Source organism: Halosimplex halophilum (assembly GCF_004698125.1).
GTDB classification, from domain to species: domain Archaea; phylum Halobacteriota; class Halobacteria; order Halobacteriales; family Haloarculaceae; genus Halosimplex; species Halosimplex halophilum.
In genome coordinates this window covers 47,744-72,908 of the sequence record NZ_SRHV01000005.1, presented here as the reverse complement: position 1 = coordinate 72,908, position 25,165 = coordinate 47,744, and the positions used below count along the sequence as shown (strand labels likewise).

27 protein-coding genes are annotated in these 25,165 nt (G+C 71.3%); 16 read left to right on the top strand and 11 right to left on the bottom strand.

Annotated features, from left to right (window positions below):
* Positions 1-24 precede the first annotated feature (24 nt).
* Genes E3328_RS16845 through E3328_RS16825 form a run of 5 tightly spaced genes read left to right on the top strand, consistent with a single transcriptional unit; the run spans position 25 to position 2,964 of the window.
* A complete protein-coding gene (locus tag E3328_RS16845; protein ID WP_135365814.1) occupies positions 25-1,257 on the top strand; it encodes a translation initiation factor IF-2 subunit gamma in 1,233 nt (410 codons plus the stop codon).
* The gene (locus E3328_RS16840; RefSeq protein WP_135365813.1) at positions 1,254-1,634 is read left to right on the top strand and encodes a PIN domain-containing protein; all 381 of its coding nucleotides are present in this window, start codon (positions 1,254-1,256) and stop codon (positions 1,632-1,634) included. The genes E3328_RS16845 and E3328_RS16840 overlap by 4 nt, the downstream gene beginning before the upstream one ends.
* Position 1,635: 1 nt before the next feature.
* Positions 1,636-2,214 (top strand): DNA-directed RNA polymerase, encoded by a 579-nt coding sequence (locus E3328_RS16835; protein WP_135365812.1) that lies wholly within the window; start codon positions 1,636-1,638, stop codon positions 2,212-2,214.
* The gene (gene spt4 / locus E3328_RS16830) at positions 2,211-2,411 is read left to right on the top strand and encodes a transcription elongation factor subunit Spt4 (RefSeq protein WP_135365811.1); all 201 of its coding nucleotides are present in this window, start codon (positions 2,211-2,213) and stop codon (positions 2,409-2,411) included. The genes E3328_RS16835 and spt4 overlap by 4 nt, the downstream gene beginning before the upstream one ends.
* 1 nt (position 2,412) lies before the next feature.
* A complete protein-coding gene (locus E3328_RS16825) occupies positions 2,413-2,964 on the top strand; it encodes a GTP-dependent dephospho-CoA kinase family protein (protein WP_135365810.1) in 552 nt (183 codons plus the stop codon).
* Positions 2,965-3,552: 588 nt separating this feature from the next.
* On the opposite strand, the gene E3328_RS16820 is transcribed toward E3328_RS16825, so the two are convergent.
* Complete coding sequence (locus E3328_RS16820; protein WP_135365809.1) at positions 3,553-4,263, bottom strand: queuosine precursor transporter; 711 nt, start codon at positions 4,261-4,263, stop codon at positions 3,553-3,555.
* Positions 4,260-4,436, bottom strand: a complete 177-nt coding sequence (locus E3328_RS16815; RefSeq protein ID WP_135365808.1) for a ribbon-helix-helix domain-containing protein — start codon at positions 4,434-4,436, stop codon at positions 4,260-4,262. The genes E3328_RS16820 and E3328_RS16815 overlap by 4 nt, the downstream gene beginning before the upstream one ends.
* A gap of 219 nt (positions 4,437-4,655) precedes the next feature.
* Between E3328_RS16815 and E3328_RS16810 the strand changes: the two genes are divergently transcribed.
* The 3 genes from E3328_RS16810 to E3328_RS16800 all read left to right on the top strand — a co-directional run bounded on the left by E3328_RS16810 (position 4,656) and on the right by E3328_RS16800 (position 8,428).
* Positions 4,656-6,506, top strand: coding sequence for a PAS domain-containing sensor histidine kinase (locus tag E3328_RS16810; protein WP_135365807.1), 1,851 nt, complete (start codon positions 4,656-4,658; stop codon positions 6,504-6,506).
* A 72-nt stretch (positions 6,507-6,578) separates the two neighbouring features.
* Positions 6,579-7,439, top strand: coding sequence for a class I SAM-dependent methyltransferase (locus tag E3328_RS16805; protein WP_135365806.1), 861 nt, complete (start codon positions 6,579-6,581; stop codon positions 7,437-7,439).
* A gap of 77 nt (positions 7,440-7,516) precedes the next feature.
* Entirely contained in the window at positions 7,517-8,428 is a 912-nt protein-coding gene (locus E3328_RS16800) for a PhzF family phenazine biosynthesis protein (RefSeq protein WP_135365805.1), read from the top strand.
* Positions 8,429-8,455: 27 nt separating this feature from the next.
* Here the strand turns inward: E3328_RS16800 and E3328_RS16795 are convergent, their stop codons facing one another.
* Positions 8,456-9,463 (bottom strand): SDR family NAD(P)-dependent oxidoreductase, encoded by a 1,008-nt coding sequence (locus E3328_RS16795; protein ID WP_135365804.1) that lies wholly within the window; start codon positions 9,461-9,463, stop codon positions 8,456-8,458.
* A 183-nt stretch (positions 9,464-9,646) separates the two neighbouring features.
* A complete protein-coding gene (locus tag E3328_RS16790) occupies positions 9,647-10,132 on the bottom strand; it encodes a DUF3592 domain-containing protein (protein WP_135365803.1) in 486 nt (161 codons plus the stop codon).
* Between the two features lie 348 nt (positions 10,133-10,480).
* Here E3328_RS16790 and E3328_RS16785 point away from each other — a divergent pair, with 348 nt between their 5' ends.
* Positions 10,481-11,419 (top strand): branched-chain amino acid transaminase, encoded by a 939-nt coding sequence (locus tag E3328_RS16785; protein ID WP_135365802.1) that lies wholly within the window; start codon positions 10,481-10,483, stop codon positions 11,417-11,419.
* Between the two features lie 202 nt (positions 11,420-11,621).
* Entirely contained in the window at positions 11,622-11,858 is a 237-nt protein-coding gene (locus E3328_RS16780) for a hypothetical protein (RefSeq protein WP_135365801.1), read from the top strand.
* A gap of 54 nt (positions 11,859-11,912) precedes the next feature.
* Here the strand turns inward: E3328_RS16780 and E3328_RS16775 are convergent, their stop codons facing one another.
* A complete protein-coding gene (locus E3328_RS16775) occupies positions 11,913-12,674 on the bottom strand; it encodes a PH domain-containing protein (protein WP_135365800.1) in 762 nt (253 codons plus the stop codon).
* Positions 12,671-13,324, bottom strand: coding sequence for a PH domain-containing protein (locus tag E3328_RS16770; RefSeq protein ID WP_135365799.1), 654 nt, complete (start codon positions 13,322-13,324; stop codon positions 12,671-12,673). Before E3328_RS16770 ends, E3328_RS16775 begins: the two co-directional genes overlap by 4 nt.
* A gap of 425 nt (positions 13,325-13,749) precedes the next feature.
* Between E3328_RS16770 and E3328_RS16765 the strand changes: the two genes are divergently transcribed.
* Positions 13,750-15,504: a glycoside hydrolase family 97 protein gene (locus tag E3328_RS16765; protein ID WP_135365798.1), complete on the top strand. Its 1,755-nt coding sequence runs from the start codon at positions 13,750-13,752 to the stop codon at positions 15,502-15,504.
* Positions 15,505-15,522: 18 nt separating this feature from the next.
* Here E3328_RS16765 and E3328_RS16760 read toward each other — a convergent pair whose 3' ends face one another.
* Together E3328_RS16760 and E3328_RS16755 are read right to left on the bottom strand one after the other, a co-directional pair.
* Complete coding sequence (locus E3328_RS16760) at positions 15,523-15,912, bottom strand: PIN domain-containing protein (RefSeq protein ID WP_135365797.1); 390 nt, start codon at positions 15,910-15,912, stop codon at positions 15,523-15,525.
* Complete coding sequence (locus E3328_RS16755; protein WP_135365796.1) at positions 15,909-16,109, bottom strand: DUF7557 family protein; 201 nt, start codon at positions 16,107-16,109, stop codon at positions 15,909-15,911. The genes E3328_RS16760 and E3328_RS16755 overlap by 4 nt, the downstream gene beginning before the upstream one ends.
* 126 nt (positions 16,110-16,235) lie before the next feature.
* On the opposite strand from E3328_RS16755, the gene E3328_RS16750 reads away from it, so the two are divergent.
* The 3 genes from E3328_RS16750 to E3328_RS16740 all read left to right on the top strand — a co-directional run bounded on the left by E3328_RS16750 (position 16,236) and on the right by E3328_RS16740 (position 18,788).
* Positions 16,236-16,865 (top strand): dTMP kinase, encoded by a 630-nt coding sequence (locus E3328_RS16750; RefSeq protein WP_135365795.1) that lies wholly within the window; start codon positions 16,236-16,238, stop codon positions 16,863-16,865.
* A 216-nt stretch (positions 16,866-17,081) separates the two neighbouring features.
* Positions 17,082-17,456, top strand: a complete 375-nt coding sequence (locus tag E3328_RS16745) for a tautomerase family protein (RefSeq protein ID WP_135365794.1) — start codon at positions 17,082-17,084, stop codon at positions 17,454-17,456.
* A 132-nt stretch (positions 17,457-17,588) separates the two neighbouring features.
* On the top strand, positions 17,589-18,788 hold the full coding sequence (locus E3328_RS16740; RefSeq protein WP_135365793.1) for an MFS transporter: 1,200 nt from the start codon (positions 17,589-17,591) through the stop codon (positions 18,786-18,788).
* Positions 18,789-18,828: 40 nt separating this feature from the next.
* On the opposite strand, the gene E3328_RS16735 is transcribed toward E3328_RS16740, so the two are convergent.
* The gene (locus tag E3328_RS16735) at positions 18,829-20,619 is read right to left on the bottom strand and encodes an SLC13 family permease (RefSeq protein ID WP_135365792.1); all 1,791 of its coding nucleotides are present in this window, start codon (positions 20,617-20,619) and stop codon (positions 18,829-18,831) included.
* A gap of 98 nt (positions 20,620-20,717) precedes the next feature.
* Entirely contained in the window at positions 20,718-21,191 is a 474-nt protein-coding gene (locus E3328_RS16730; RefSeq protein ID WP_135365791.1) for a universal stress protein, read from the bottom strand.
* Positions 21,192-21,410: 219 nt separating this feature from the next.
* Here E3328_RS16730 and E3328_RS16725 point away from each other — a divergent pair, with 219 nt between their 5' ends.
* Together E3328_RS16725 and E3328_RS16720 are read left to right on the top strand one after the other, a co-directional pair.
* Positions 21,411-22,589, top strand: a complete 1,179-nt coding sequence (locus tag E3328_RS16725; RefSeq protein WP_135365790.1) for an aspartate kinase — start codon at positions 21,411-21,413, stop codon at positions 22,587-22,589.
* A gap of 159 nt (positions 22,590-22,748) precedes the next feature.
* Positions 22,749-23,801 carry a pentapeptide repeat-containing protein gene (locus tag E3328_RS16720; RefSeq protein WP_135365789.1) on the top strand — a complete coding sequence of 351 codons (1,053 nt, stop codon included), beginning with the start codon at positions 22,749-22,751 and terminating at the stop codon, positions 23,799-23,801.
* On the opposite strand, the gene E3328_RS16715 is transcribed toward E3328_RS16720, so the two are convergent.
* Entirely contained in the window at positions 23,802-25,067 is a 1,266-nt protein-coding gene (locus tag E3328_RS16715) for a cation:proton antiporter domain-containing protein (protein WP_135365788.1), read from the bottom strand.
* Between the last annotated feature and the right edge of the window lie 98 nt (positions 25,068-25,165).

The window sequence follows — 25,165 nt, the reverse complement described above, 5'->3', positions numbered from 1 at the left end:
AGATTCCCCAAGATTACTCTCGAGATGACGACGAACACACAACCGGAGGTGAACATCGGACTCGTCGGTCACGTCGACCACGGCAAGACGACGCTGGTGCAAGCCCTCTCTGGCGAATGGACGGACCAGCACTCCGAGGAGATGAAACGCGGCATCTCCATCCGCCTCGGCTACGCCGACGCGACCTTCCGGCAGTGTCCGGAGGGGGAAGTCCCCGACGCCTACACCGTCGACGAGACCTGTGGCGAGCACGACGCCGAGACGGACGTGCTGCGCACGGTCTCGTTCGTGGACGCGCCGGGTCACGAGACCCTGATGGCGACGATGCTCTCCGGTGCGGCGATCATGGACGGGGCGGTGCTGGTGGTCAGCGCCAACGAGGACGTCCCGCAGGCACAGACCGAGGAGCACCTGATGGCGCTGGACATCATCGGCATCGACAACATCGTCGTCGCCCAGAACAAGATCGACCTGGTCGACGCCGAGCAGGCCCGCGAGAACTACGAACAGATCCAGGAGTTCGTCGAGGGCACCGTCGCCGAGGACGCGCCCATCGTCCCCATCAGCGCCGGTCAGGGCGTCAACATGGAGCTGCTCATCGACGCCATCGAGCGGGAGATCCCGACGCCCGAGCGGGACCCCGAGGCCGACGCGGAGATGCTCGTCGCGCGCAGCTTCGACATCAACCGCCCGGGCACCACCTGGGACTCGCTACTCGGTGGCGTGCTCGGCGGCTCGCTCGTCCAGGGCGAGCTGGAGGCCGACGACGAGATCGAGCTGCGGCCCGGCCGCGAGGTCGAGGAGGGCGGCCAGTCGGAGTGGCAGCCCGTCGAGACGACCGTCCGGTCGCTCCAGGCCGGCGGCGAGACCGTCGAGACGGCGACCCCGGGCGGGCTGCTCGGCGTCGGGACCGGGCTCGACCCCTCGATCACGAAGGGCGACGCGCTCGCCGGGCAGGTCGCGGGCCCGCCCGGGACGCTGCCGCCGACCCACGAGCAGTTCACGATGGACGTCGATCTACTTGACCGGATCGTCGGCGAGAACGCCGGCGACGTCGAGGAGATATCGACGGGCGAGCCGCTGATGATGACCATCGGCACGGCCACGACGGTCGGCTCGGTCACCAGCGCCCGGGGCGGCGAGGCCGAGGTCGCGCTCCAGCGCCCGGTCTGTGCCCGCGAGGGCGCGAAGATCGCCATCAACCGACGGCTGGGCGGCCGCTGGCGGCTCATCGGCATCGGCACGCTTCGGGAATGAGCGTCGTCATGGACACGAACGCACTGATGATGCCCGTCGAATGCGACGTTCGCGTGTTCGAGGAGCTCGAGCGGCTGCTGGGGGACGACGAGCTGCTGGTCCCCGAGGCGGTCCGCGACGAGCTCGCGAAGCTCGCCGACGGGCGGGGCAAGGAGGCGGCCGCGGCCAGCGTCGGGCTGGACCTGGCGGCCGACCGCTGCGAGCCGGTCGGCCACGAGGCGGCCTACGCCGACGACGCGGTGGTCGAGGTCGCCGGACGGGAGGACGTTTCGCACGCTGTCACGAACGACGGTCCGCTCAAGGGCCGGCTGCTCGACGCCGGTATTCCGGTAGTTAGTTTACGGGCCGGGAACAAACTCGCAGTCACTCAACCATAACATGTACAAACGGGTTACACTCCGCGATACGGTCGAAGTGCCGCCGGAACACCTGGCGGACGTGACGCCGGGGCTGGTCAAACGGCTCCTGCAGGACAAGCTCGAGGGACGGATGGACGAAGACGTCGGCTCGGTCGTCTCGGTGATCGACGTCCACGACATCGGCGAGGGGGCGGTCGTCCCCGGTCAGGAGGGCGTCTACTTCACCGCCGAGTTCGACGCGCTGACCTTCGACCCGCAGATGCAGGAGGTCGTCGACGGCGAGATCGTCGAGGTCGTCAACTTCGGCGCCTTCGTCGGGATCGGCCCCGTCGACGGCCTGCTGCACGTCTCCCAGATCTCCGACGAGTACCTCGCCTACGACGAGGAGGGCCAGATGCTCTCCTCGCGGGACTCCAACCGCACCCTCGGTGTCGGCGACGCCGTCCGGGCGCGCATCGTCACCAAGAGCATCGACGAGCGCAACCCTCGGGACTCGAAGATCGGCCTGACGGCCAAGCAGGTCGGGCTCGGCAAGCACGGCTGGCTCGAGGAGGAGCGCCAGAAACGCGAGGCCGCCGCGGAAGCGGGTGAGGACTGATGGCCGACAGGTTAGTCTGTCGCGAGTGCCACCGCGTACAGGACTCCGAGGAGGCCGAGACCTGCGTCGCCTGCGGGTCGTCGTCGCTGACGGAGGACTGGGCGGGGTTCGTCGTCATCAGCCACCCCGACCGCTCGGAGATCGCCGAGGAGATGGGCGTCACCGAGCCCGGCCGCTACGCGCTGAAGGTCCGCTAGCGTGACCGTCGTCCTCGAACTCCAGCCCGCGCTCCGCCCGGAGCTCAAAGACCCGTTCGGCCCCGTCTCGACCGACACGGCCGCCGTTCTCGACGCCGCCGGCGACCCCCTCGTGACCGTCGGCGACATCGTCACCTACCACACCCTAGAAGCGGGCCGCGTCCCCGACCTCGCGTTCGTCGACGAGCGCACCGAGCGCGCCGCCGTCGACGACGAGGTCAGCGAGGGGATCGCGGACGACCGCTTCGACCGCGTCCGGTCCATCGAGAACCCGCCCGCCACGCTCACCGCCGCGCTGCTGGACGCGCTGGTCGACGCGCTCGCGGCCGGCGAGAAGACGCTCGTCCGCGTCGACGGCGAGGAGGACCTGGCCGCCCTGCCCGCCATCGCCGCCGCGCCGGCGGGCGCCAGCGTCCTCTACGGCCAGCCCGGCGAGGGCGTCGTCCACGTCACCGTCGACGGCGACACCCGCGCCCGCGTCGTCGACCTCCTCGACCGGATGGACGGCGACGCCGCCCGCGCGTTCGACGCGCTCGACGTCGACCCCGAGTGACCGTCCGTCTCTCTCGGCATCCTCTCTCCCGCTCGTAGCGATGCGACAACCGAACCGGCGCGCGCTGTCGCGAGACGAGACTCGCGACAGCATCGCGCGAGGGCTTCGCGAGCCTGCGAGCGAAGGCTCGTCAGCGCTTGCTCTGACGGTGGATGAGCACCGCAGCCTGCGAGCAGCGAGGGACCGGCGGTCCCTCGGGCCATGCGGGCGACGCTCGGGTCGCCCGCAGACAGCGCAAGAGGCTGGGGAGGTGTGAGGCCCCCTGCGGTGCTGTGCGGGGCGGTCCCTGGTGGACTGAACGGGCGAGGTGCGCTCGCGCCGGGAGTCGTCTGAGCGACCCCTATCCGCGCGGTGCGAGGCGCGCAGCGCCTCGAAGCGAACGGCTGTACCGTGAGCGGGCCGTGCGGAGAGCGCGGATATGTCGCTTGGTTCGAGAGAGCGGAGCGCTCTCGTCATCCCGAAAATCTTCGATTTTCGGAGACAGCGACCGCGAGCGCGCCGAGGGCGTTCAGCGCCTGCTGGGTCCAACGGTCACGCCACTCACGCCACAGAACCAGAAGCGGACAGAACAGGATCGAACACGCGCCCTCACTCGGGGGAGTAGGCGGTCGCGGAGGCCGATTCGCGGGAGCGGACGGCGCCGACGACGGCGTAGACGAAGGGGGTGTCGGCGACGGCGACGAACAGTTTGAAGAGGTACTGGCCGGCGATGAGGGCGACGGCGCCGGACAGGGAGGTCGAGCCGAGGAGGACGAAGCCGACCAGGATGAAGATGACCGTATCGACGAGCTGGCTGGTGGCGGTCGAGCCGATGTTGCGGAGCCAGAGGTGGTCGCCGTCGGTGGCCTCGCGGATCCAGTGGAAGGCGAACACGTCCCAGTTCTGGCTGACGACGTACGCCGAGAGGCTGCCGACGACGATGGCGGTGCCGGAGCCGAGCACGTTCCGGAACGCCGTCAGGTCGATCTGGCCGGGCTCGGTCTGGGGCAGGGCCGGCGCCTCGATGGTGCTCCAGACGAGCACGAGCATGACGAGGTTCATCAGGAAGCCGACGTTGACGACGACGGTGGCGGCCTCGCGGCCGTACAGCTCCGAGTAGCAGTCCGACGCGAAGAAGGTCAGCGCGTAGGCCAGCGCCGCGCCCGGCAACACGAGCGCGCCGCCGGCCAGCGGCAGCTCGACGGGCAGCTGAAACATCAGCAGCTTCGAGGCGGTCAGCTGCGCGGTGACGATGGCGGTGACGAACAGGCCGACGAGCCCGACCTGCACCGGCGAGAGCGCGGGGCGGGACTCGCTCATCGCTCCTCCTCCATGCGGCCCTGCCGGGCGTCGATGTCGTCGAGCACATCGAGCGTCTTGCGCATCGACGCGCGGATCGCCTCGCTGCGGTTGACGAACTTCCCGTCCTCCCCCACGTGTTCGTCGAGGTCGTCCAGCAACTCCTGGGGCACCTCCACGCTGATCTTCGGCATGATATTACTCAGGCGCTCGCCGAGGAATATAGGCGGTTCGATCCGGGCGACGGCGGACCCGGCTGGTCTCCGGGGTACGGTCCCTCTGTGCGGCCGGCGGACGCCGTTGCGGTCCGGTGGCGTCGGTGGGATCTCCGGTACGTCTGTGGGAATATCCACATTTCACCGGGGAATGTACTGTCGGGAAGTATTTCACAGGGCCGAGCGAAGACGGGGCCGATGCAGGGGACACGGGACGACCCAGTCGGCGTCGCGGTCGTCGGCGACCGCGGCGACCGCGAGCGGCTCGCGGCGGCGCTGTCGGGGGACGGTGCCGTCGCGGTCGTCGAACAGGGGGGTATCGACGGCCTCGGCGGCGACCGGGGGGACATCGAACCCGACTGTCTCGTCTGCGCGAGCGCGGCGGACTACGAGCGGATCAGAGAGATCGACCGCACGGTGGGGGTCGTCGTGGTCGCCGGGGGGCTGGCGCGGGCGGCCGTCGAGCGGGTGGCCGGCGACGCCCGCGCCGCCCGGGTCCACCCGGACGCGGACCTCGGGACGGTGCTGCCGGTCGAGGTCGAGCGGCTCGCCGACGACCCATCGGCGACGACCGCGTGGCGGCTGGCCGACTTCGCCGACGAGGCGGTCGTCGCCTTCGACCCGGAGACGCTCGCGCTCCGGGACGCCAACGAGCGGTTCTACGACCGGTGGGAGTGGGAGCCGGCGGATCTCGCCGACGCGACCGTCCGGGACCTGCTCGTGACGGACATCACCGGGGAGCTGCGCGGGCAGGGCCGGGGCGCCGACGGCGAGGAACACCTGGAGTGGATCGACCCCGACGCCGACCCGGTCGAGACGATGGTCGAGCGCGCCCGCGGCGGCAACTACGAGAGCCGCGAGTGGCACTGCACCGGCGCCGACGGGACCGCGTTCAAGACCGAGGTCGACCTGTTCGTCGACGACCGGGCCGGGACGGGCTACCTCGTCGCGGACGTGCCCGGGTCCGAGCCGTCCGGGCGGCGGGCCGACCCGCTCGGCGGCGACGAGGCCGCGATGCTGCGCTCGCTGGTCGAACACGTCCCGATGTCGGTGTACTTCAAGGACACCGAGAGCCGCCACGTCCTCGTCAGCGAGGACGTGGTCGAGCCGTTCATCGAGTCGCCGGAGGGGAAGATCCTCCACTCCCCGGAGGACGTGGTGGGCAAGACCGACTTCGACCTCTACGAGGCGGACAACGCCGCCGAGGCGGTCGCCGACGACCGCGAGGTGATCGAGAGCGGCGAGCCGATCCGCGACCGGATCGAGCACGCCCAGCCGCCCAACGGCCAGGATCTCTTCTTCCAGACGACCAAGGCGCCGTGGTACGACGACGAGGGCCGCGCCCGGGGGATCGTCGGCGTCACCGTCGACGTGACCGAACAGAAGCGCCGCGAGCGCGAGCTCGACCGCCAGAACGAGCGGCTGGAGGAGTTCGCCGGCATCCTCAGCCACGACCTGCGCAACCCGCTGAACGTCGCCAAGAGCCGGCTGGATCTGTACTGGCGGACGGGCGACGAGTCCGAACTGGAGGAGGTCGCGGCGATGCACGACCGCATCGAGGCCATCGTCGACGAGGTGCTCACCTACGCCCGCGAGGGCAGCCACATCGACGAACTGGAGTGGATCACCGGCCGCGACCAGGCCGAGGCCGCCTGGGAGGCCGTCGACACCGCCGGGGCGACGCTGGCGACCGACTGGGCGTACTCGGTCCGGGGCGACGCCGACCGGCTGGGGCGCCTGTTCGAGAACTGCTTCCGCAACGCCGTGGAACACGGCGGCGACGACGTGACCGTCCGCGTCGGGACGCTCCCGGAGAGCGATCCCGGGTTCTACGTCGAAGACGACGGGGCCGGAATCCCCGAGGACGTGCGCGACCGGCTGTTCGAGCGCGGCGTGACGGGCGAGGAGGGCGGCACCGGCTTCGGCCTCCCGATCGTCGCCGAGATCGCCGACGCCCACGGCTGGGACGTGCGGGCGACCGAGAGCGAGGCCGGCGGCGCCCGCTTCGAGTTCACCGGCGTCACCCGCGGCGACGAACTGGCGGAGTAGCCCGCCGACTCCCCGGGACGGCCCCGATCCCCCGAGAAAGTATATCAGTCCGAGAGACGATTCGCTGACACGATGGCGGACGACGACGCGAGCTCCGGGGAGGAACCGGCCGGCGAGGAGCGGGTAGACGACCGGAACCGCGGGGACGAACGGAACGGGAACGCCGACCGGCCGCCCGACGGCCCGCCGGCGCGGGACACCTACGACGACCTCGCGCCGGGGTACGAGGACATCACGGGCGCGGCGATCCGCGAGCACTACGAGTGGCCGGTAGTCCGGGAGCTGCTGCCGTCGCTCGACGGGCGGCGCGTCCTCGACGCTGCCTGCGGCGACGGGTTCTACACCGAGCGGCTGGTCGCGGCGGGCGCCGACGCCGTCGGCGTCGACGCCAGCCCCGAGATGGTCGCCCGGGCGCGCGAACGGTTCGGCGACCCCGACACCGAAATACCGGTCCACGAGGCCGACCTCACCGCGGGGCTGCCCTTCCTCGACGACGGGAGCTTCGACCTGGTCCTGTGTCAGCTCGCGCTGGAGCACGTCGAGGACTGGCCGTCGGTCTTCGGGGCGTTCGCCCGCGTCCTCCGCCCCGGCGGGCGCGTCGTGGTCTCGACGAGCCACCCCGTCCGCGACTACGTCGACGCCGAGTACGGCGCGCGCGAGCACGTCCTCGCCGACGGCGCGACCTACGGACAGGTCGAACGCGCCGACCGCGACTGGGGCGACGAGGAGCCGTTCGTCGTCCCGTTCTACCGCCGCCCGCTGCAGGCGGTGTTCGAACCTGCCACCGACGCCGGCCTGCTCGTCGAGCGGGTCCGCGAACCGGGCGTCACCGACGCCTTCGCGGAGCGAGAGCCCGACCGCATCGAGCCGTTCGTCGACGGACCGCCCAACTTCCTCTGTCTGCGGTTCCTGAAACCCACCGACGGCGGCTGAGGCGGTGCTGGACCGTGGGGACCACTCGCACACCGGGAAAACGGCTTTCGGTCGCCGACGAGAACGTCGGGCGAGCCATGCGCCAGCCCCTCCACCTCGTCGACGTGTTCGCCCGCGAGCGCTACGCCGGCAACCAGCTCGCGGTCGTCACCGACGCCGCCGACCTGAGCGACGACGAGATGCAGCGATTCGCCGCCGAGATCGACTTCTCCGAGACGACCTACGTCGAGACGGACGCCGCGGCCGGCCCGTCGTCCGGCGACGGCGACCCCGACACGTGGCCGGTCCGCATCTTCACGCCGGAGGCGGAGATCCCCTTCGCCGGCCACCCCACGCTCGGGACCGCCCACGCCATCCGCGAGCACCTCGCCGACGGCCGGCCCGACGAGGTGGTCCTCGACCTGGACGTGGGCAGAGTGCCCGTCGAGGTCCGCGAGCGCGACGGCCGCGAGACGCTGTGGATGACCCAGCAGCCGCCCGAGTTCGGCGACCGACTCGCTCACGAGGAGGTCGCGGCCGTCCTCGGACTGGACGCGGCCGACCTCGACCGCGAGTACCCGGCCCAGGTCGTCTCGACGGGGCTGCCCACGGTCGTCGTCCCCCTCGTCGACCGGGCCGCGCTGGAGTCGATCGACGTGGACCGGGCCGCCTACGACGCCGTCACCGGCGACCGCGAGGCGAAGAACGTCCTCGCCGTCTGCCCCGACTCGCGGCGCGACGACACCGACCTCGCCGTCCGGGTGTTCGCGCCCTACTACGGCGTCCCCGAGGACCCCGCGACGGGCTCGTCGAACGGCTGCCTCGCAGCGTATCTCCACCGGCACGCCTACCTCGGCACCGACCCCGTCGACGTGCGCGTCGAACAGGGCTACGAGATGGGGCGGCCGTCGCTGCTCGACCTCCGCGCCCGCGAGAGCGCCGACGGCGGCGACATCGTCGTCGAGGTCGGCGGCGCGGTCCGGCCGGTCGCCCGGGGCAACCTGGTCTGACCCCCTGGCTCCGCTCCCGCCGCGAACCTACGCCTCCGGCGCCCGCTCGCCGTCGGCGCCGACGACCTCGCCGTCGTCCAGGTCGAGCCACTCGACGCTCGCCCGCCAGAGGGTCCGCTGGGCGTCGCGGTCGTAGGTCGCCTCGGCAGACCGGACGGCCTCGCAGTCGTCGAAGTACTCGCCGGAGACGCCGGTCACGTCCGGGGCGGTGGCGAGGTACGTCTGCGTCTCGGCGGACTCGGCGGCGGTGTCGACGGTTCCGGTCAGCCGCCCGACGACGCCGAAGAGCTTCCAGCCGAGCCCGGCGAGCGACGACCCGTCGCGCGACAGGTCGGTCGACGGCGACACGCCCGGGTGACAGCAGTTCGCCGTCACGCCCGCCGGGAGCCGCCGGGCGAGTTCGTAGGTGAACAGGACGTTCGCGAGCTTCGAGAACCCGTAGGCCGCGACGCCGCTCGGTCCCCCGTCGCCGGTCGCAGCGTCGAGGTCCGGCTCCGCCCGCCGGTGCAGGTCCGAGGACACCGTCACGACGCGGGCCGGATCGACGGCCGAGTCGGCCGCTCCCGCGTCTCGCTCTCCGCGACCGCCTCGCTCCGCCGCCCGCCGCTCGCCCGTCGCAGCGAGGCGGTCCGCCAGCAGGTTCGTCAGCAGGAAGGTGGCGAGGTGGTTGACGGCGACGGTCATCTCGACCCCCTCGTCGCTCCCCGGCACGTCGACGAGGCGGCGCTCGCCCTGCCAGGTGCCGGCGTTGTTGACCAGACAGTCCAGCCGGTCGAAGTCGGTCAGCACGGCGTCGGCGAGTTCGCGTACCTCGTCGAAGTCGGTGTAGTCCGCCGCGTAGACGGCGTGGCCCCCGCCGGGGAGGTCGGCGACCAGCGCCTCGCCCGCCGCGCGGTCGCGGCCGTGGACGAGGACCGTCGCCCCGGTCGCGGCGAGGTTGCGCGCCGTCTCCGCGCCGATGCCGCTCGTCGACCCCGTCACGAGCGCGACGTGCCCCTCGCCGAGCACCGAGTCGTCGTCGGCTCCGCCTGTCATGGCGTGGCGTTCGGCCCGGACCGAGTTAACGCCCCCGGCGGCCGGCTCTCCCGCGGCTTCGCCGTCGAAGCCGCCACCACACCCGGCGCGGTCCGTTCGCACGACCGGCGCCGCCGGCCCGCGGCGGACACCCGCCCACGCCGGGGTCGGTCCAGCGCTCCGGCGGTCCGACCGTCACTGCGGTCACAGCCGTTTCAGCGCGAACCACCCGCCGGCGAGGACGAAGACGACCCCGAACCCGGCGGCCAGCAGCGGCGTGTTCGTCGTCTTGTTCTTCAGGAACGCGTCGCCCGGCCGGTCGGGCACGACGTAGGCGGTGACCGTCTCGCCGACCTCGTACTCGGCGACGACGGACCTGGCGGCCGACTCCGTGTCGTAGTTCGGCGAGATCGTCGCGGGGAAGACGCTGGTACTCTCGTAGGTCCGCCCGTCGTACTCGTAGCTGAACCGGACCGTCGGCTTGTGGTCGACGCCGCGCCTCGCCGAGACGGTCTCGACGCCGACCGCCTCGACCGTGGCGTTCACTTCGACGGCGTCGCGCACCGCGTCGGACTGCTGGACGTAGTCGTAGCCGCCGTAGCCGGCGATCGCGAGGCCGACAAGCACCATGAGCAGCGCCCCGCGCAGCGACTCCGGCCCGTTGATCGACAGCCCCGAGTCGTCGCTCATGCCGGGGCCTCCCGGGGCGGTGCCGTGGCGGAGGGCGTCGTCGGGGGCGTCGGCACAGCAGGCGTACGTGCGGGCGACGGGCACGGGACGCGGGTTCGTCCCGTTCCGCTCGCGGCGTTCGGGGACCGTTGGAGGGTCATCGTCCGCGGAGACTCGACGCACTCAGGGAAAAGCCCTCCCGTAACTCCGGCGGCTGTTTGTGTTACCCGGTGGCACGCGACCGTCAACACTCTTTACAGCGGGGCGGGAACCGGAGATCATGGACGCCCAACGGTCGGCGGACGGCGACGGCGCCGGCGGACCGACAACGTATAAACCGACGGGGACCCTCACCGGGAGGTACGACCCATGAGCGAACGCCCCGAGATGTTCCAGGGCGTCGACGAACTCTGGATGGACGGCGAGTTCGTCGACTTCGACGACGCACAGATCCACGTCCTCACCCACGGGCTGCACTACGGCTCGGGGGTCTTCGAGGGCGTCCGCTGTTACGACACGGTCGACGGCCCCGCCATCTTCCGCTGGGAGGAACACCTGGAGCGGTTCTACGACTCGGGCAAGCCCTACGACCTGGAGATCCCCTTCGACCGCGAGGAGCTCACCGAGGCCACCCTCGAACTGATCCGCCGCGAGGACCTCGAATCGTGTTACATCCGGCCGATCGCCTTCTACGGCTACAACTCGCTGGGCGTGAGCCCCGGCGACTGCCCGACGCGGGTCGCCATCGGCGCCTGGCCGTGGGGCGCCTACCTCGGCGAGGACGCCCTGGAGAACGGCGTCGACGTGATGGTCTCCTCCTGGCGCAAGCACGCCTCCAGCCAGATCCCGACCAACGCCAAGACGACGGGGCTGTACGTCAACTCCATGCTCGCCACCGAGGAGGCCAAGGGCAACGGCTACACCGAGGCCATCGTCCTCAACAAGGAGGGCAACGTGGCCGAGGGTCCCGGCGAGAACCTCTTTCTCGTCCGCGACGGCGAGATCTACACGCCCGGCCTCGCCGAGTCCATCCTCGACGGCATCACCCGCCGGACGGCCATCGAACTCGCCCGCGACCTGGGCTACACCGTCCACGACGAGGCGACCATCTCCCGCGGGGAGCTGTACACCGCCGACGAGCTGTTCTTCACGGGGACCGCCGCGGAGGTCACACCCATCCGCAGCGTCGACGACAACGTCGTCGGCGAGGGGACGAAGGGGCCGGTCACCGACGAGATCCAGTCCGAGTTCTTCGACCTCGTCGAGGGCCGGCTGGACGGCTACGACGACTGGTTCACCTACGTCTGACAGCGATCCGGGACCCGTCCGGAGATCTCTCCTCTGTGGCGAAAACGCCGATCTCGTCGCACGGAGGGTAAACAATTAGGGGTAACGGTCAGGGGAGTTTACCTCCGATACCGGGGTAGATGCAACAGACGAGCACCACCGGGAGTCACGGCTGGCGCGTACGGGACGACGAACGCGGGACACGCGCGGGGGTGGACCGCCGATGCCCCTGACCACGCGCCTCCGGTCCGTGCTGAGCGACGCCCGCGAGCGCGCCGGGGGTGACGACGCCGCGACGACCGACGGCCCGGGCGACGGCGGCGAGTCGACGGCGGAACCGACGACGGGCCTGTTCGAGTGCCCGGCCTGCGGGAACGTCTACGTCGCCGAGGCGAAGTCGACCTGTTCGTCCTGCGACGAACCCGTCGAGGAGGTCTCCGCGACGCTCTCGCGGGAGTAGTCGGGTTCCGGGCTGTCGAGCGGCCGATCGACAACCGCGAACGGCGACCGCCGGTCAGTTCTGTTCCCCGTCCGACCCGAACGGGTCGGTCCTCTCGGAGACCCCACCGGTCGCGTTCGCCGAGTCCTCGTCGACCGGCCGATCCCGGCCACCGGACCGCCGGCCCGGTCCGTCGGCCATCCGCGCCTCGACGCGTTCGAGCGCCTCGCGGGTCGCCCGCAGCTCCGCGACGAGTTCGTCGAGCTGGTCGGCGCTCGCGGCCTGTCGGTCGGCGGAGCGATCGCCGCCGCCGGTGCCGTCGCGGCCGCCGCCCCCGCCGGCCTCCCGCTGGACGCGGGAGATCTCCTCGCGCACGTCGCGGGCGTCCTCCACGTCGTCGAAGGAGATGTCGGCGCCGGAACTGCCGGCGGTGCTGATCTCGATCGTGCCGAACCCCAGCTGCGTGCCCCAGAACGACTGAGTGAACTCCGTGTTCTGGATGCGGTCCAGATCGACGCTCTCGATGTTGGTGCTGAGGATCCCCCGCTTGACGTACAGCGACCGGGTGGTCACCACGTAGTCGGTGTGTTTGATCCCCAGGTACGACAGCGGCGAGAACAGGAGGATCAGGACCCCGATCAGGAAGGGGATCAGGACCACGCCGGTCACGAGCGTTCCGACCATCCGCAGCTTGGTCGGCTCGCCGACCCAGACGACCTCCTCGCCGGGCTCCAGGGAGAGCCACTCCGAGACCTCCGGGTCGGCCGCCGCCGCGGCGCGGTCGGTCAGCGAGTCGCCGGTCTCTGCTCCATCGCCCGTCCGGTCACCGCCGCTCATGCTCGCTCCTCCATGCGTTCGGCGACCGCGCGCAGCCGCCTGGCTTCCTCCAGCAGCGCCTCGACGGTCGCGTCGTCGAGCGCGCCCGCGGCAGGGGCCCGGTCGTCGCCCTCCCCGTCGTCGCGCTCGCCCGCCGCCCGGACCTGCTCCTGCAGCGCGTCGCGGAACCGCTCGGGGTCGTCCAGGTCCGAGACCGTCAGGTCCGCCCCGCCGCTGCCGGCCGTCGAGACGGCGACGCTCCCGTAGTCGAAGAGGTTCCCCCGCCAGTCCTTGCGCAGCGTCGTGTTCTGGACGCGGTCGACACCGACGCTCGTGACCGTCTCCGAGAGCACCCCCGTCTTCCGGTAGATCCGCCGGTTCGTCAGCACGTAGTCGGTGTGTTCGACCGTCAGGTAGGCCCACCCGGCCGAGGCGACCTGGGAGGCGACGACCAGCGCCGCGACTCCCCACACGGCCAGCCCCGGGTTCACCGGCGGGTCGCCCGGCCAGTAGGGCATCCGCGTGGTGACGTAGGCCGCACCGCCGACGGCGAGCAGCGCCACCGCGATCCCCCCGGCGACCGTGCCGACGATCCGCCAGACTCGCGGCCGCCCGGTCCAGACCACCGACTCGTCCGGGTCCAGCGAGAGCCACTCGTGTTCGGCTGTCATATCACGGGAGTGGTACGGTCGCCGAGATAAAACTACGGGACGGCCGCTTCGTGGGTCCCCGCGGCGAGCGGGCGTCACGCACCCGCAGTCTGCGTGGAGAGTCTTTCAGCCCGCCAGGGACCGTCCCGCACAGCACCGCACGGCACCGCAACCGCACTGCCCCGCATAACACCGCAGACGGCCACATACCTCCCCAGCCGATTGCGCTCCGCGCGCCTGCGGCGTGCGGTGCTCATCCCTCGCGCGATCTCGTCGCGCGCATGAAAGCGCGCTCCAGCGCAAGCCGACCACACTGCGACCGCCCACCGCAACAGCCTCCGGTCGCACCGAACGCCATCGACAGTCCGGTACACCGTTCGGCCCCCGGATCGGGCGACCGGTTCCGGCACCCGCAACTTTTTGCGACGCCCGCGAGCCCCACGTGTATGCGACTCACCGGTCCCGCCGACGCGAACGCGGTCGAGTTCGACCCGGAGACGGCCGAACTCGCCGTCGAGCGCGACGGCACGACGCTCGTGGCGCCCTCCGAACTGCCCGTCGAGAAACTCGCCCGCCAGCTCCACGGCGTCGACTGGACCGAGGCGGACGTGTCCGTCGGCGACCCCGTCGAGGTCGAAGAGACCTACGAACTCCCGAAGGGGAAGGCTCGCGAGCGACAGCATCGGGCGGTCGAGCGCACGGTCACGTACGACCACCCCGACGCCGACGGCGTCGTCGAGGTGGACCTGCGCGCGGCCGCCGAGGGGGTGGCCTTCCGGTTCCGCGTCACCGGGACCGCGATGCAGCGACACACCGGCGACGGGACCACGCTGTCGCTGCCCCGCGACACCGTCTCGTGGCTGGTCCCCTTCGACGAGGCCCACGAGGCCAGCGCCCGCCAGCAGCCCATCGTCGAGACCGACGGGGAGTACTGCACGCCCGGCCTCTTCCGGGTGGACGACGAGTGGCTGCTGCTCGCGGAAGCCGGCGCCGACGGCGACTACGCCGCGGCCCGCCTCGTCGCCGCGGAGGCGGGGATGACGTTCGGCCTCCCGGGGACCCAGCTGAACGCCCACTTCCCGCTGGAGACGCCCTGGCGCGTCGCGATCACGGGCGACCTGGGCGACATCGTCGAGTCGACGCTGGTAACCGATCTGGTAGGCTCCGCCGAGTACGACGACGAGTGGGTCGAGCCCGGACGCGTCGCGTGGTCGTGGTGGTCCGAGTCCGACAGCCCGGACGACTTCGAGCGCCAGCGCGAGTACGTCGACTACGCCGCCGACCGCGGCTGGGAGTACGTCCTCGTCGACGCCGGCTGGCCCCGTCGCCGCGCGGAGATGCCAGACCTGATCGACTACGCGGCGGAGCGGGGCGTCGACATCGTCCTCTGGACCCACTGGACGGACGTGAACACCGAGTCCAAGCGCGCCGAGCGCCTGCCGACGTGGGCCGACTGGGGCGCCGCGGGGATCAAGGTCGACTTCATGGACGCCGACGACCAGGGTCGGATGCAGTTCTACGACGACCTCGCCGAAGCGGCCGCCGAGCACGAACTGCTCGTGAACTTCCACGGCTCCGTGGTCCCGACGGGCCTCCAGCGGCGCTACCCCCACGTCATGACCTACGAGGGCGTGATGGGCGCCGAGTACTACAAGTGGTCCACTGTCACACCGGAGCACAACTGCACCCTCCCCTTTACCCGCAACGTCGTCGGCCCGATGGACTATACCCCCGTCACGTTCTCCGCCGACGCCGCCCACACGACGCCGGGCCACGAACTCGCGCTGTCGGTCGTCTTCGAGTCGCCGCTCCAGCACTTCGCCGACTCGGTCGACGAGTACGCCGCTCGACCCGAAGCCGAGGGGTTCCTGGAGCGCGTGCCGGCGGCCTGGGAGGAGACCCGGCTCGTCGGCGGCCACCCAGGCGTCGAGGCGACCGTCGCCCGCCGCGCCCGCGGCGACAATGCGACCGGCGAGTGGTTCCTCGGCTCCATCACCGCCGGCCCCCAGCGCATCGTCACCGTCGACTGCTCGTTCCTGGCGAGCGGCGACGCCGACCCCGGCGACGAGTGGACCGCTCACGTCGTCCGGGACGAAGCCGACGGGACGCTCGAAGCGGAGAGGTGGACGGTCTCGGGCGACGAAGCCCTCGATGTCGTGGTCCCCGAGAACGGCGGGTTCGCGGCGCGGTTCGAGCGATAGCGCCCGTCGTCGGAGCGACTACGCCCGGAGATTCGTGACCTGCATCACGGCTTCGAGCGCGTCCGTCTCGAAATCGCCGTCGGCGACGACCAGTTCGTCCCCGGTCGACCGAGCGGTCGCAGCGATCAGCAGGTCCGCCGTCGCCAGTCGGTCACCGTCGTCGATCAGTTCGTCCTGCAACCGAGCCGCCTCGATCGCGATAGATTCGTTCAGATCGATCGCCTGCACGCCGGCGAAATCCTGCCGGATCGCGACGATGTCCGTGTCGCCGCTCCCGAGACGGCCGTTGATCACCTCGAAGACGCAGATCGCCGACGTGAGCCACGGCTCGCGGCCCTCGATGTACTCCCGAACGCGCTCGTCGCCGCTGAGGTACTGGATGACGGTGGACGTATCGAGAAACGTCATCGCTCGGGGCGCTCCCGCCCGTCACGGAGGCGTTCCATGGCTTCGTCCGCCTCGTCGTCGTCCCAGGCACCGAACGTCATCGGCTCGCGGTCGCTCGTGATCCGCTGGAGGAACTCGTCCCACGTCTCGTCGTCCCGCTTCAGGCCGTCGAGCCGCTCTTTGGTCTCCTCGTCGACCGGTATCGATGTCCGGCTCACGTGAATTCATTGGGAATTCATCGTTCAAAAACCTTCGCTGCCCGGGGGGACGGGCGCGGTCGACGCTTGGGTACCGTTCCCATCGGTCCAAACAGTTGATACACAGTCCGCTCGCACCCACGGGCGATGACAGGGACATTCGTCGTGCTGGAGGGGACGGCGGGAGCGGGCAAGTCCACGCTCCTGGACGCGCTCGCCGAGGAACTGCGCGACCGCGGCGAGTCGGTCACGACCGCCGGGGAGTTCGCCGACGCCGAGGTGGGGCAGTTCCTGGCGCGGATGCTCTCCGACGACGACTACGGCGCGGAGGCCTCCCGGGAGCGGGCGGTCACCCTGACGGCGGACACGCTCGCGAGCCTCGCCTACCAGGCCGAGACCGTGATCCGGCCGGCGCTCGACGAGGGCGAGGTCGTCCTCACCGAGCGCTTCCTCGACAGCGTCGCCGTCTACAACACGCCGGCCGTCGAGGCCCGCGAGGGGGTGTCGATGGACGCGACGCTGTCGGAGTTCCGCGCGGCGATGGGGGTCGAACCGGACCTGACGGTCCTGCTGACCGTCGGCGACGAGACGCGGCGCGAGCGGTTCCCGGCCCACCGGCCGAACCTGCTCGACGACGGCGCGGTCGCCGACCGCCACGCCGAGCGCCAGCGGCAGTATCTCGACCTGCTGGCCGACCGCGACGACGCCGTCGTCTACGAGAACGACGGCGACGTATCGACCGCCGTCGCCGAGATCGCCGCGGAGATCCAGCGGTAGCCGCGGCCGGCCGCAGATACTTGTCCGCGTGCGCCCTCGATCGAGTATGGCGACCGACGACGGGGCCGACGAGTTCGAGTGTCCGGTCTGCGGCGAGACGTTCGACACCGAGGAAGAGCGGGACGAACACCTCGCGGGGAGACACCCCGACTGACTGTCGAGCGTCGACGCCGCGCCCGGCGGAACATACAAGCCCGGGAGGGCGCGAGTCCCGGCATGCCGCTACTGCAGTTCGACACCACGTGCTCGCTGTCGGACGCGGAGAAGGAGGCGTTCGCGGAGCGGGTCACGGCGCTGTACACGTCCGAGATGGAGACGACGGCGGGCCACGTCGCGGTCACGATACGGGACCGCGAGCCGGCCGACCTGCACCTCGGCCGGGCCGTCGACGGGCCGCTTCTCTTCCTGGACGCCGAGATCCGGCGGGGCCGCTCCTTCGAGCGCAAGCGGGCGTTCGCGCTCGCGGTGATGGAGTACGCCGGGAGCGAGTTCGGCGTCCCCGACGAGAACATGAAAGTCGTGTTCACCGAACACCCGGGCGAGGCGATGATGGGCGTCGACCGCGTCGGCGGCGAGTGGGACGGCGAGTGACGGCCGGCGGGCGAGCGCGACGGGGAGTGACGACCAGCGAGTGACGACCGGCCGGCGGACGGCGCCGGACGGGCGGTCGGACAGTTGCCGGCGCCGACACCGTAAGGCACGTGGCGACACAAACCCGGCCGGATGGACCGCGGGTACTGGCGGCTGGTCTCGCTCGTCACGCTCTGGCAGGTCGCGGCCAGCGTCTGCTACTACACGGTCTTCGCCGCGACGCCCTTCTTCCGTGACGCGTTCGGCCTCAGCCGGTTCGCGGTCGGCCTCGTCGTCACGGGACTGACGCTCGGCTACGCCGTCTTCCTGCTCCCGCTCGGGGCCGCGACCGACCGCTACGGCGAGGGCCGGGCGCTCCCGCTGGGACTGCTCGGACTCGCGGTCGGCGTCGTCCTCGTCGCCGCCGCGCCGTCGTACCCCCTCCTGCTCGGCGCCGTGTTCGTCCTCGGGTCCACCTACGGGACCGCCATCCCGGGGACGAACAAGGCCGTCTTCGACAACGTCGACCCCGGGCGGCAGAACACGGCCATCGGGGTCAAGCAGGTCGGCGTCACCGCCGGGAGCGGCGCCAGCGCGCTACTCGTGACGCGGCTCGCCGACGACTTCTCCTGGCAGGCGGGCTTCCTCGTCGCCGGTGCGGTCGCCGTCGTCGTCGCGGCCGCGTTCTCCGTGCTCTACGAGGGGGCCGGCGAGGGCGGCACCGGTTCGTACCCCGACTTCCGTCGGCTGGCGTCCAACCGCCCCTACCGCGCGCTGACCGCGGCGGGCGTGTTCCTCGGCGCCGCGCTGTTCACGACGACCGGCTACACCATCCTCTACGTCGAGGAGGCCGTCGGCGCGAGCGTCGCCTTCGGGGGCGTCGTCTTCGCGCTCGTCCAGCTGTTCGGCAGCGCCGGCCGCGTCCTCTCGGGGTGGCTGGCCGACGTCCTCCCCGGCGAGCCGCGCGTCCGTATCACCGCCTTGCTCGCCGCCCAGACGCTCGCCAGCGCCGCCCTGTTCGTCGTCGTGGCGACGACGACCACCCGGGTCGCCAGCGCGGTGGCCTTCGCGGCGCTGGGCTTCTTCGTGCTCGGGTACACCGGCGTCTACTACTCCTGCATGGCGACGGTCGTCCCCGCCGACGAGATGGGCGGCGCGACCGCGGGCGGACAGCTCGCGCTCATCACCGGGGCGCTGGTCGCGCCGCCCGCGTTCGGCCGCCTGGCCGACGCGGTCGGCTACCGGGCGGGCTGGCTGTTCCTCGCCGCCGGGTCGGTCGTCGCGGGCCTGTTGCTGGTCGGCGTCGTCCGCGCCGACCCGCCGGTGGACCGGACGGCCGCGGCGAGCGAGTGAGCCCGGGGCATGGACACGGGGGACGGACAGCGACCCCCGGTCAGACCAGCACGAACGCGCCCGCCCACGGGGGTAGCTGGGTGAGGTCGATGCCCCAGACCAGCGGGAGCCACGTCAGCGCCAGCAGGATGACGAGCACGATGCCGATGACGTTGAGCCCGAACCCGGTCTTGGCCATCTGGGGCATCGTGATGTACCCCGACCCGAAGACGACGGCGTTCGGCGGCGTCGCAACGGGCAGCATGAACGCGAACGACGCGGCGGTCGCCGCGCCGATCATGATCCCGTAGGGGTGGACCGACAGCCCGACCGCCAGCGAGGCCATGATCGGCATCAGCATCGCGGTGGTCGCGGTGTTGGACGTGACCTCGGTCATGAAGATGGTCAGGAGCACGACGACGGCCATGACGAGGACGATCGAGACGCCCTCCAGCCCGCCGAGCTGGCCGCCGATCCACTCGGCGAGGCCGGTCTCCTCGAACCCGGCGGCGATGGCGAGCCCGCCGCCGAACAGGAGGATGATCCCCCACGGGATCTCGACCGCGGTCTCCCAGTCGAGCAGGAACGTGAACGAGCCGTCCTCGTCGCGGGCGGGGATCAGGAAGAGGACCAGCGCGGCGGCGATGGCGATCACGCTGTCGGCGATCCCGGGGATGACGGGTTCGAGGACGAACGACCGCGAGATCCACGCGGCGGCGGCGCCGACGAAGACGACGAGGACGAGTTTCTCCTCGCGGGTCATCGGTCCCAGCGCCTCGATCTCCTCGTCGATGACGGTCATGCCGCCGGGGAGGCTGTCCATCTCGGGCGGGATGACGAACCTGGTGACGTACACCCAGATGATCGCGACGCCGAGCGCGGCGATGGGGACGCCGTAGAGCATCCACTGGGCGAAGGTGATGGTCTGGCCGAACGTCTCGCTGATCGCCCCGACCAGCACGAGGTTCGGCGGCGTCCCGATGATCGTCCCGACGCCGCCGACCGACGCCGAGTAGGCGATACAGAGCATCAGCGCCGTCCCGAAGTTGAACTCGCCCTGACTCGTCGGGATGTCCGCGTCGCTCCGGTCGACGATGTCGCTCGTCTGGAGGATGACCGCGAGGCCGATGGGCGTCATCATCATCGCCGTCGCGGTGTTGGACACCCACATCGAGAGGAAGGCCGTGGCGACCATGAACCCGAGAATGATGCGTCGCGGGCCGGCGCCGACCGCCCGGATCGTTCGCAGCGCGATGCGCCGGTGGAGGTCCCACCGCTGCATCGCCATCGCGATGAAGAACCCGCCCATGAACAGGAAGATCAGGTCGTTGGCGTACGGTGCCGTGGTCGCGCCCACCTCCAGCGCCCCGGTGAGCGGGAACAACACGATCGGCAGCAGCGACGTGGCCGGGATCGGGATCGCCTCCCCGATCCACCACGCCGCGACCCAGGCGGTGGTCGCGCCGACCGCCTGTCCGCCCGGCGACAGCCCCTCGGGCGTGGGCAGGAGCATGATCAGCGCGAACAGCACCGGGCCCAGCACGAGGCCGACCTTCTGGCGGCGGTCGTACTGGTCGCCGACGTCGAACGCCGACCCGTCGTCGCCGTCGTCGCCGCCCGTACCGCCGCCGGCGCCGGCCGCTTCCTCGGGGTCGGTGGCGGCCCCGGCCGTCTCCTCGCGCCCGTCGCGGCCGCCGTCGGTCGCGAGCCGTTCGGCCAGCGCCCGCTCCTCGGGCGTCAGCTTCGAGTGGTCCAGCAGCGCCGTCGGGCGCATCCGGAGCGCGTTCCGGGTGTTTCGGTCGAGTCGCCAGCAGTACTCCCAGACCGCCGCAAGTCGCGATCTGTCCCCCATGCCCTGGATATCCGGGCGCCTCGGACTTAGTAGTGTGTCGTTACCACACACCACACGATGTTACCGCGGGGCTCGCCGTCGCGCCGGCCGGGTGGCGGCTACGACTCGGGCTCGGCTTCCGGCACCACCGTCACCGGTCGGTCGCTCTCTAAGATCACCGCCTGCACGACGCTGCCGAACAGCACCTTCCCGACCGACGACCGTCGGCTCCCCCCGAGGACGATGGTGTCGCTGTCGTGCTCGGCCGCGAATTCCAGGATCGCCTCGGCGGGTTCGCCGCTGCGCTCGTGGACGGCGAACTCGTGGTCGCTCGCCTCCAGGCGCTCGACGGCGGCCTCGACAGACGCGGGGATGCGGTCGGACTCGCGGACCTCCTCGGCCATCTCCTCGGCGAACGTCTCGGAGAAGCCCTCGCCGGCTGCCCACTCGGCGTCGGTCGACGACGCGTTCCTGTGGACGTGGACGACGTCGACGGTCAGGTCCCCGGCGGCCACGGGGAGTTCGAGGACGGCCTCGACCTGGGCGCGGGCGCGCGATTCGTTCCTGTCGACCGGGAGCAGGACGCGGTACATAGTCGACCCTTGGGCTGTCGGCGGGAAAGGTCTGACCCGGGTCCGCCGCGGACCCGAGCGAGCGGCCGGCTGCGGGGTGTCGACCGCCGTCGCAGAACTTGCCGCGGAAATCGCCGGATAGTGGCGTTTCCCCGCCCGCAGATGGACACAGTTATTCCGGGAGGCGTGTAACGGCACGTCACCAGCTATGCGTCACGCACACACGATGCGGGTGATCCGATGCGGGTCGTAGTGAAGTTCGGGGGCACGAGCCTCGGCAACGGCCAGCGCGTCACGCGCGCGGCCGACTCCATCGCCGAGGCCATCGAGGCCGGCCACGAGGTCGCCGTCGTCGCTTCGGCGATGGGGTCGACGACCGACGACCTGCTCGAGGACATCAACTACGAGGCCGAGGACGCCGACCGCGCGGAGATCGTCTCCATGGGCGAGCGCACCTCCGTCCGGATGCTCAAGGGGGCGCTCGCGGCGCGGGGCATCGACGCCGACTTCTTCGAGCCCGGCAGCGAGGGCTGGCCGATCATCACCGACGAGTACGGCGAGGTCGACGTCGACGAGACGAAGAAACGCGCCAGCGCGCTCGGCGGCCAGCTCTCCGACGTGGTCCCCGTGATCACCGGCTTCCTCGCCCAGGACCACCAGGGCAACGTCACCACCCTGGGCCGGGGCGGGTCGGACACCTCCGCCGTCATGCTCGGCAAGTTCATGGACGCCGACGAGGTCGTCATCGTCACCGACGTCGAGGGCGTCATGACCGGCGACCCCCGCGTCGTCGAGGGCGCCCGCAACGTCGGCGAGATCACCGTCGACGAGCTCCGCTCGCTGTCGTTCCGCGGCGCCGAGGTCGTCGCACCCTCCGCGCTGTCCTACAAGGACGCCGATCTGGGGGTCCGCGTCGTCCACTACCAGCACGACGACCTCCTCACGGGCGGCACCTCCATCGAGGGCGAGTTCCAGAACCTCATCGACCTCCAGGAGGACCGGCTGGCCTGCGTCACCGTCGCCGGCCGCGCCATCCGCAACAGCCCGGGGATCCTGGGCGAGCTCGCGACCGCGCTGGGCGACGAGGGGATCAACATCGACGCCAACTCCTCGGGGATGGACTCGATCACCTTCTACGTCAACGCCGAGGACGCCGAGGACGCCGAGGCGCTGCTGCACGACCGCGTCGTCGAGGAGGACGCCCTCTCCAGCGTCACCGTCGAGGACGACATCGCCGTCGTCCGCGTCACCGGCAGCGACCTCCCCAACCAGCCCGGCACCGTCAAGCGGGCCATCGACCCCGTCTCCGAGGCGCACATCCACCTCTACGACGTGATCACCTCCGCCACGTCGGTCTCCGTGTTCGTCCCCTGGGACGACCGCGAGCAGACGCTCGAACTGATCCAGGACGTGTTCTGAGCGGCGATCCGGCGGTTTTCGTCGCGGACGGACGCGGCATCCGACGAGCGGTGCCAGCGACGTAACGGTCCGTCGCCGGCCGGGCCGAGGCGCACCGTCGGCGGGCGAAGGCGCAGTATCCGGCCGGGCGGTCTTGGAGCCGCCGCTCGAACGGGGGGTATGCCGACCGCGACGGCCGACCGCTGCGGCTACCGCCTCGAGGTTGGACTGCGCGACCCGGACGCGTCGGCCGAGACCTGCGACCGCCCGACCTGGGACGACCACGGCCGCTGTGTCTGGCACGCCCCCGTCGACGGCAAGGGCGTCGACGACTTCGCCGACGCGGCCCCGGAGCCGGGCGCGGTGCTCGACGGCGCCTACCTCCGGGAGGCCTCACTGGTGGGCGTCGAGTGGTTCGCCGGCACGTCGCTGGTCGGCGCCGACCTCAGGGGCGCGGTCGTCAACGGCGCGGACTTCGAGGGCGCGGACATGACGCTGGCGAACCTGACCGACTGCTCGGCCATCGGCGCCGACTTCACCGGCGCGACCCTGGAGGGGGTCGTCTTCGCGAACGCCGACCTGCGGCGGGCGACGCTGGCCCACACCCTGACAAACGAGGCGGTGTTCAGCGACGTGCACATCGGCAACGGGACGGAGTTCAGCCCCGTCTCGGCCTACGAGCGCGAGCCGGTCGAGCCGACGCTCTCGGACGACCACCCGCTGGAGGCCGCCGCCTGGACCTACCGTCAGCTCCGGCGGCTCTACCGCGACAACGCCCTGCCCGGGCTGGCCCGCGACAGCTACAACCGCGAGAAGGACGCCCGCCGCCGGCTCGCCTGGAGCCGGGGCGACCGCCTCACGGCGCTGAAGTGGGAGCTCTCGCGGTGGGTGATGCACTACGGCTCCAGCCCGTACCGCGTCCTCGCGGCGTCGCTGCTGGCGGTCGTCGTCTCGGCGGTGCTGTTCCCCCTCACCGGCGGCATCCTGGAGATCCAGGGCGAGCGGGCGATCACCTACCAGATCGAGGACCCGGGCGACGCGCCGCCGTGGTGGATCGGCCGCGTGCTCTTCAAGAGCCTCTATTTCAGCGTCGTGACGTTCGCGACGCTGGGCTACGGCGACATCCAGCCGGTCGGGGCGTGGGCGCGCCTGCTCGCCGGGACGCTCTCGATCGTCGGGTCGCTGCTGTCGGCGCTGCTCGTGTTCGTCCTCGCGCGGATCGTCACGTGGTGATCACCAGAACAGCCCGGGCGACTCCTCCTCGGGTTCGTCGGCCGCGCCCGTCAGGCGCAGGGCGACCGGGAACAGCAGCCCCTGGGCGACGATGCCCACGAGCGCGACGCCGAAGACGAGTTCGACCAGGGCCGGCCGGAAGGGCAGTTCCCGGGGGACGCTGAGCAGCAGCGCGATGGGGATCACGGTGTGCATCCCGCCCCAGACGAGGACGTGCTGGAAGCGCCGGGGAACGGGCTCGACCCCGGCCACCCCAACCGCGCTGGTCACGCCGTAGACGACGACCGCGCGGACGGCGAGGACGAGGAGGGCGGCCAGCAGCACCGTCGGCGCGTTCCCGAGCAGCCGTCGCCACGGCGCCTGCACCCCCACGAGGACGAATACGAGCGTGAACACGAGGAACGCGGCGGTGTCCCAGGTGCGCTCGATGAACCCGACGTTGTCCGGGTGGACGGCTCGCCCCTTCCCGTAGAGGCCGATCACCAGGCCGGCCGCGACGGTCGCGAGCACGCCGCTGACGTGGAGGTAGTGGTCCGCCAGCAGGAAGCTCCCGTAGGCGAGGACGACCGTCGTCAGCAGTTCGGCCATCCGGTCCTCGATGGCCCGGAGGACGAGCAAGGCGACGGCGCCGGCGGCAAGGCCCACGGCGACCCCGCCGAAGCTGACGACCGTGATCTCGACCGCGATGTCGAGCAGGTCGCCGGGCCCGAGCAGCGTCGCCAGGTCCGTCCCTTCCGCGAACCGCTCTGAGACGACACCGATCATCGCGCCGTAGGCGACGACCGCGAAGCCGTCGCTGAAGTGGCTCTCGACCTCGGCCATGACCGAGAGCCGCTCGGCGGCGTCGGCCTCCCGGAACAGCGCGACGATGGCGACCGGGTCGACCGGGTAGATGATCACCGCGAAGAGGAGCGTCACCACCAGCGGGAGGCCGAACGCGTAGTGGCCGAGCAGGCCCAAAAGCGCCACCGCGACCGGGAGCCCGACGACCGGCAGCAGGACCCCCACCGGGAGCACGCGGACGAACGCCGCCGACTTCGTCTCCTGGGAGCCCTGGAACAGCACCGTCGGGACCAGCACCATCAGGATGAGGTCGGCCGACAGCCGGAAGTCGGGCGCGACGCCCAGCACCGTCGCGGCGACGCCCACGACGACGAGCAGGACGGGGTAGACGACCTCGCTCGTCCGCGCGGCGGCGACGCGGACGACCGCGGCGACGCTCAGCACCGAGAGCACGCCCACCAGGGTCGCGAACAGTTCGGCCATAAGTGCGGGCCGCCGGCGGACCCGCCGGCGATGCCGTCCGTTCGCCGGGCCGGCACGTGAACGACGGGCCTGCGTATTCCGGCCGTCGGCGGGCGCGA

Excerpts from the sequence above, each read along its gene's own strand:
- E3328_RS16845 (WP_135365814.1), top strand. The coding sequence starts at position 25 with ATGACGACGAACACACAACCGGAGGTGAACATCGGACTCGTCGGTCAC.
- E3328_RS16840 (WP_135365813.1), top strand. The coding sequence starts at position 1,254 with ATGAGCGTCGTCATGGACACGAACGCACTGATGATGCCCGTCGAATGC.
- E3328_RS16835 (WP_135365812.1), top strand. The coding sequence starts at position 1,636 with ATGTACAAACGGGTTACACTCCGCGATACGGTCGAAGTGCCGCCGGAA.
- E3328_RS16820 (WP_135365809.1), bottom strand. The coding sequence starts at position 4,263 with ATGAGCGAGTCCCGCCCCGCGCTCTCGCCGGTGCAGGTCGGGCTCGTC.
- E3328_RS16815 (WP_135365808.1), bottom strand. The coding sequence starts at position 4,436 with ATGCCGAAGATCAGCGTGGAGGTGCCCCAGGAGTTGCTGGACGACCTC.
- E3328_RS16810 (WP_135365807.1), top strand. The coding sequence starts at position 4,656 with ATGCAGGGGACACGGGACGACCCAGTCGGCGTCGCGGTCGTCGGCGAC.
- E3328_RS16805 (WP_135365806.1), top strand. The coding sequence starts at position 6,579 with ATGGCGGACGACGACGCGAGCTCCGGGGAGGAACCGGCCGGCGAGGAG.
- E3328_RS16800 (WP_135365805.1), top strand. The coding sequence starts at position 7,517 with ATGCGCCAGCCCCTCCACCTCGTCGACGTGTTCGCCCGCGAGCGCTAC.
- E3328_RS16795 (WP_135365804.1), bottom strand. The coding sequence starts at position 9,463 with ATGACAGGCGGAGCCGACGACGACTCGGTGCTCGGCGAGGGGCACGTC.
- E3328_RS16790 (WP_135365803.1), bottom strand. The coding sequence starts at position 10,132 with ATGAGCGACGACTCGGGGCTGTCGATCAACGGGCCGGAGTCGCTGCGC.
- E3328_RS16785 (WP_135365802.1), top strand. The coding sequence starts at position 10,481 with ATGAGCGAACGCCCCGAGATGTTCCAGGGCGTCGACGAACTCTGGATG.
- E3328_RS16780 (WP_135365801.1), top strand. The coding sequence starts at position 11,622 with ATGCCCCTGACCACGCGCCTCCGGTCCGTGCTGAGCGACGCCCGCGAG.
- E3328_RS16775 (WP_135365800.1), bottom strand. The coding sequence starts at position 12,674 with ATGAGCGGCGGTGACCGGACGGGCGATGGAGCAGAGACCGGCGACTCG.
- E3328_RS16770 (WP_135365799.1), bottom strand. The coding sequence starts at position 13,324 with ATGACAGCCGAACACGAGTGGCTCTCGCTGGACCCGGACGAGTCGGTG.
- E3328_RS16765 (WP_135365798.1), top strand. The coding sequence starts at position 13,750 with ATGCGACTCACCGGTCCCGCCGACGCGAACGCGGTCGAGTTCGACCCG.
- E3328_RS16760 (WP_135365797.1), bottom strand. The coding sequence starts at position 15,912 with ATGACGTTTCTCGATACGTCCACCGTCATCCAGTACCTCAGCGGCGAC.
- E3328_RS16750 (WP_135365795.1), top strand. The coding sequence starts at position 16,236 with ATGACAGGGACATTCGTCGTGCTGGAGGGGACGGCGGGAGCGGGCAAG.
- E3328_RS16745 (WP_135365794.1), top strand. The coding sequence starts at position 17,082 with ATGCCGCTACTGCAGTTCGACACCACGTGCTCGCTGTCGGACGCGGAG.
- E3328_RS16740 (WP_135365793.1), top strand. The coding sequence starts at position 17,589 with ATGGACCGCGGGTACTGGCGGCTGGTCTCGCTCGTCACGCTCTGGCAG.
- E3328_RS16735 (WP_135365792.1), bottom strand. The coding sequence starts at position 20,619 with ATGGGGGACAGATCGCGACTTGCGGCGGTCTGGGAGTACTGCTGGCGA.
- E3328_RS16730 (WP_135365791.1), bottom strand. The coding sequence starts at position 21,191 with ATGTACCGCGTCCTGCTCCCGGTCGACAGGAACGAATCGCGCGCCCGC.
- E3328_RS16725 (WP_135365790.1), top strand. The coding sequence starts at position 21,411 with ATGCGGGTCGTAGTGAAGTTCGGGGGCACGAGCCTCGGCAACGGCCAG.
- E3328_RS16720 (WP_135365789.1), top strand. The coding sequence starts at position 22,749 with ATGCCGACCGCGACGGCCGACCGCTGCGGCTACCGCCTCGAGGTTGGA.
- E3328_RS16715 (WP_135365788.1), bottom strand. The coding sequence starts at position 25,067 with ATGGCCGAACTGTTCGCGACCCTGGTGGGCGTGCTCTCGGTGCTGAGC.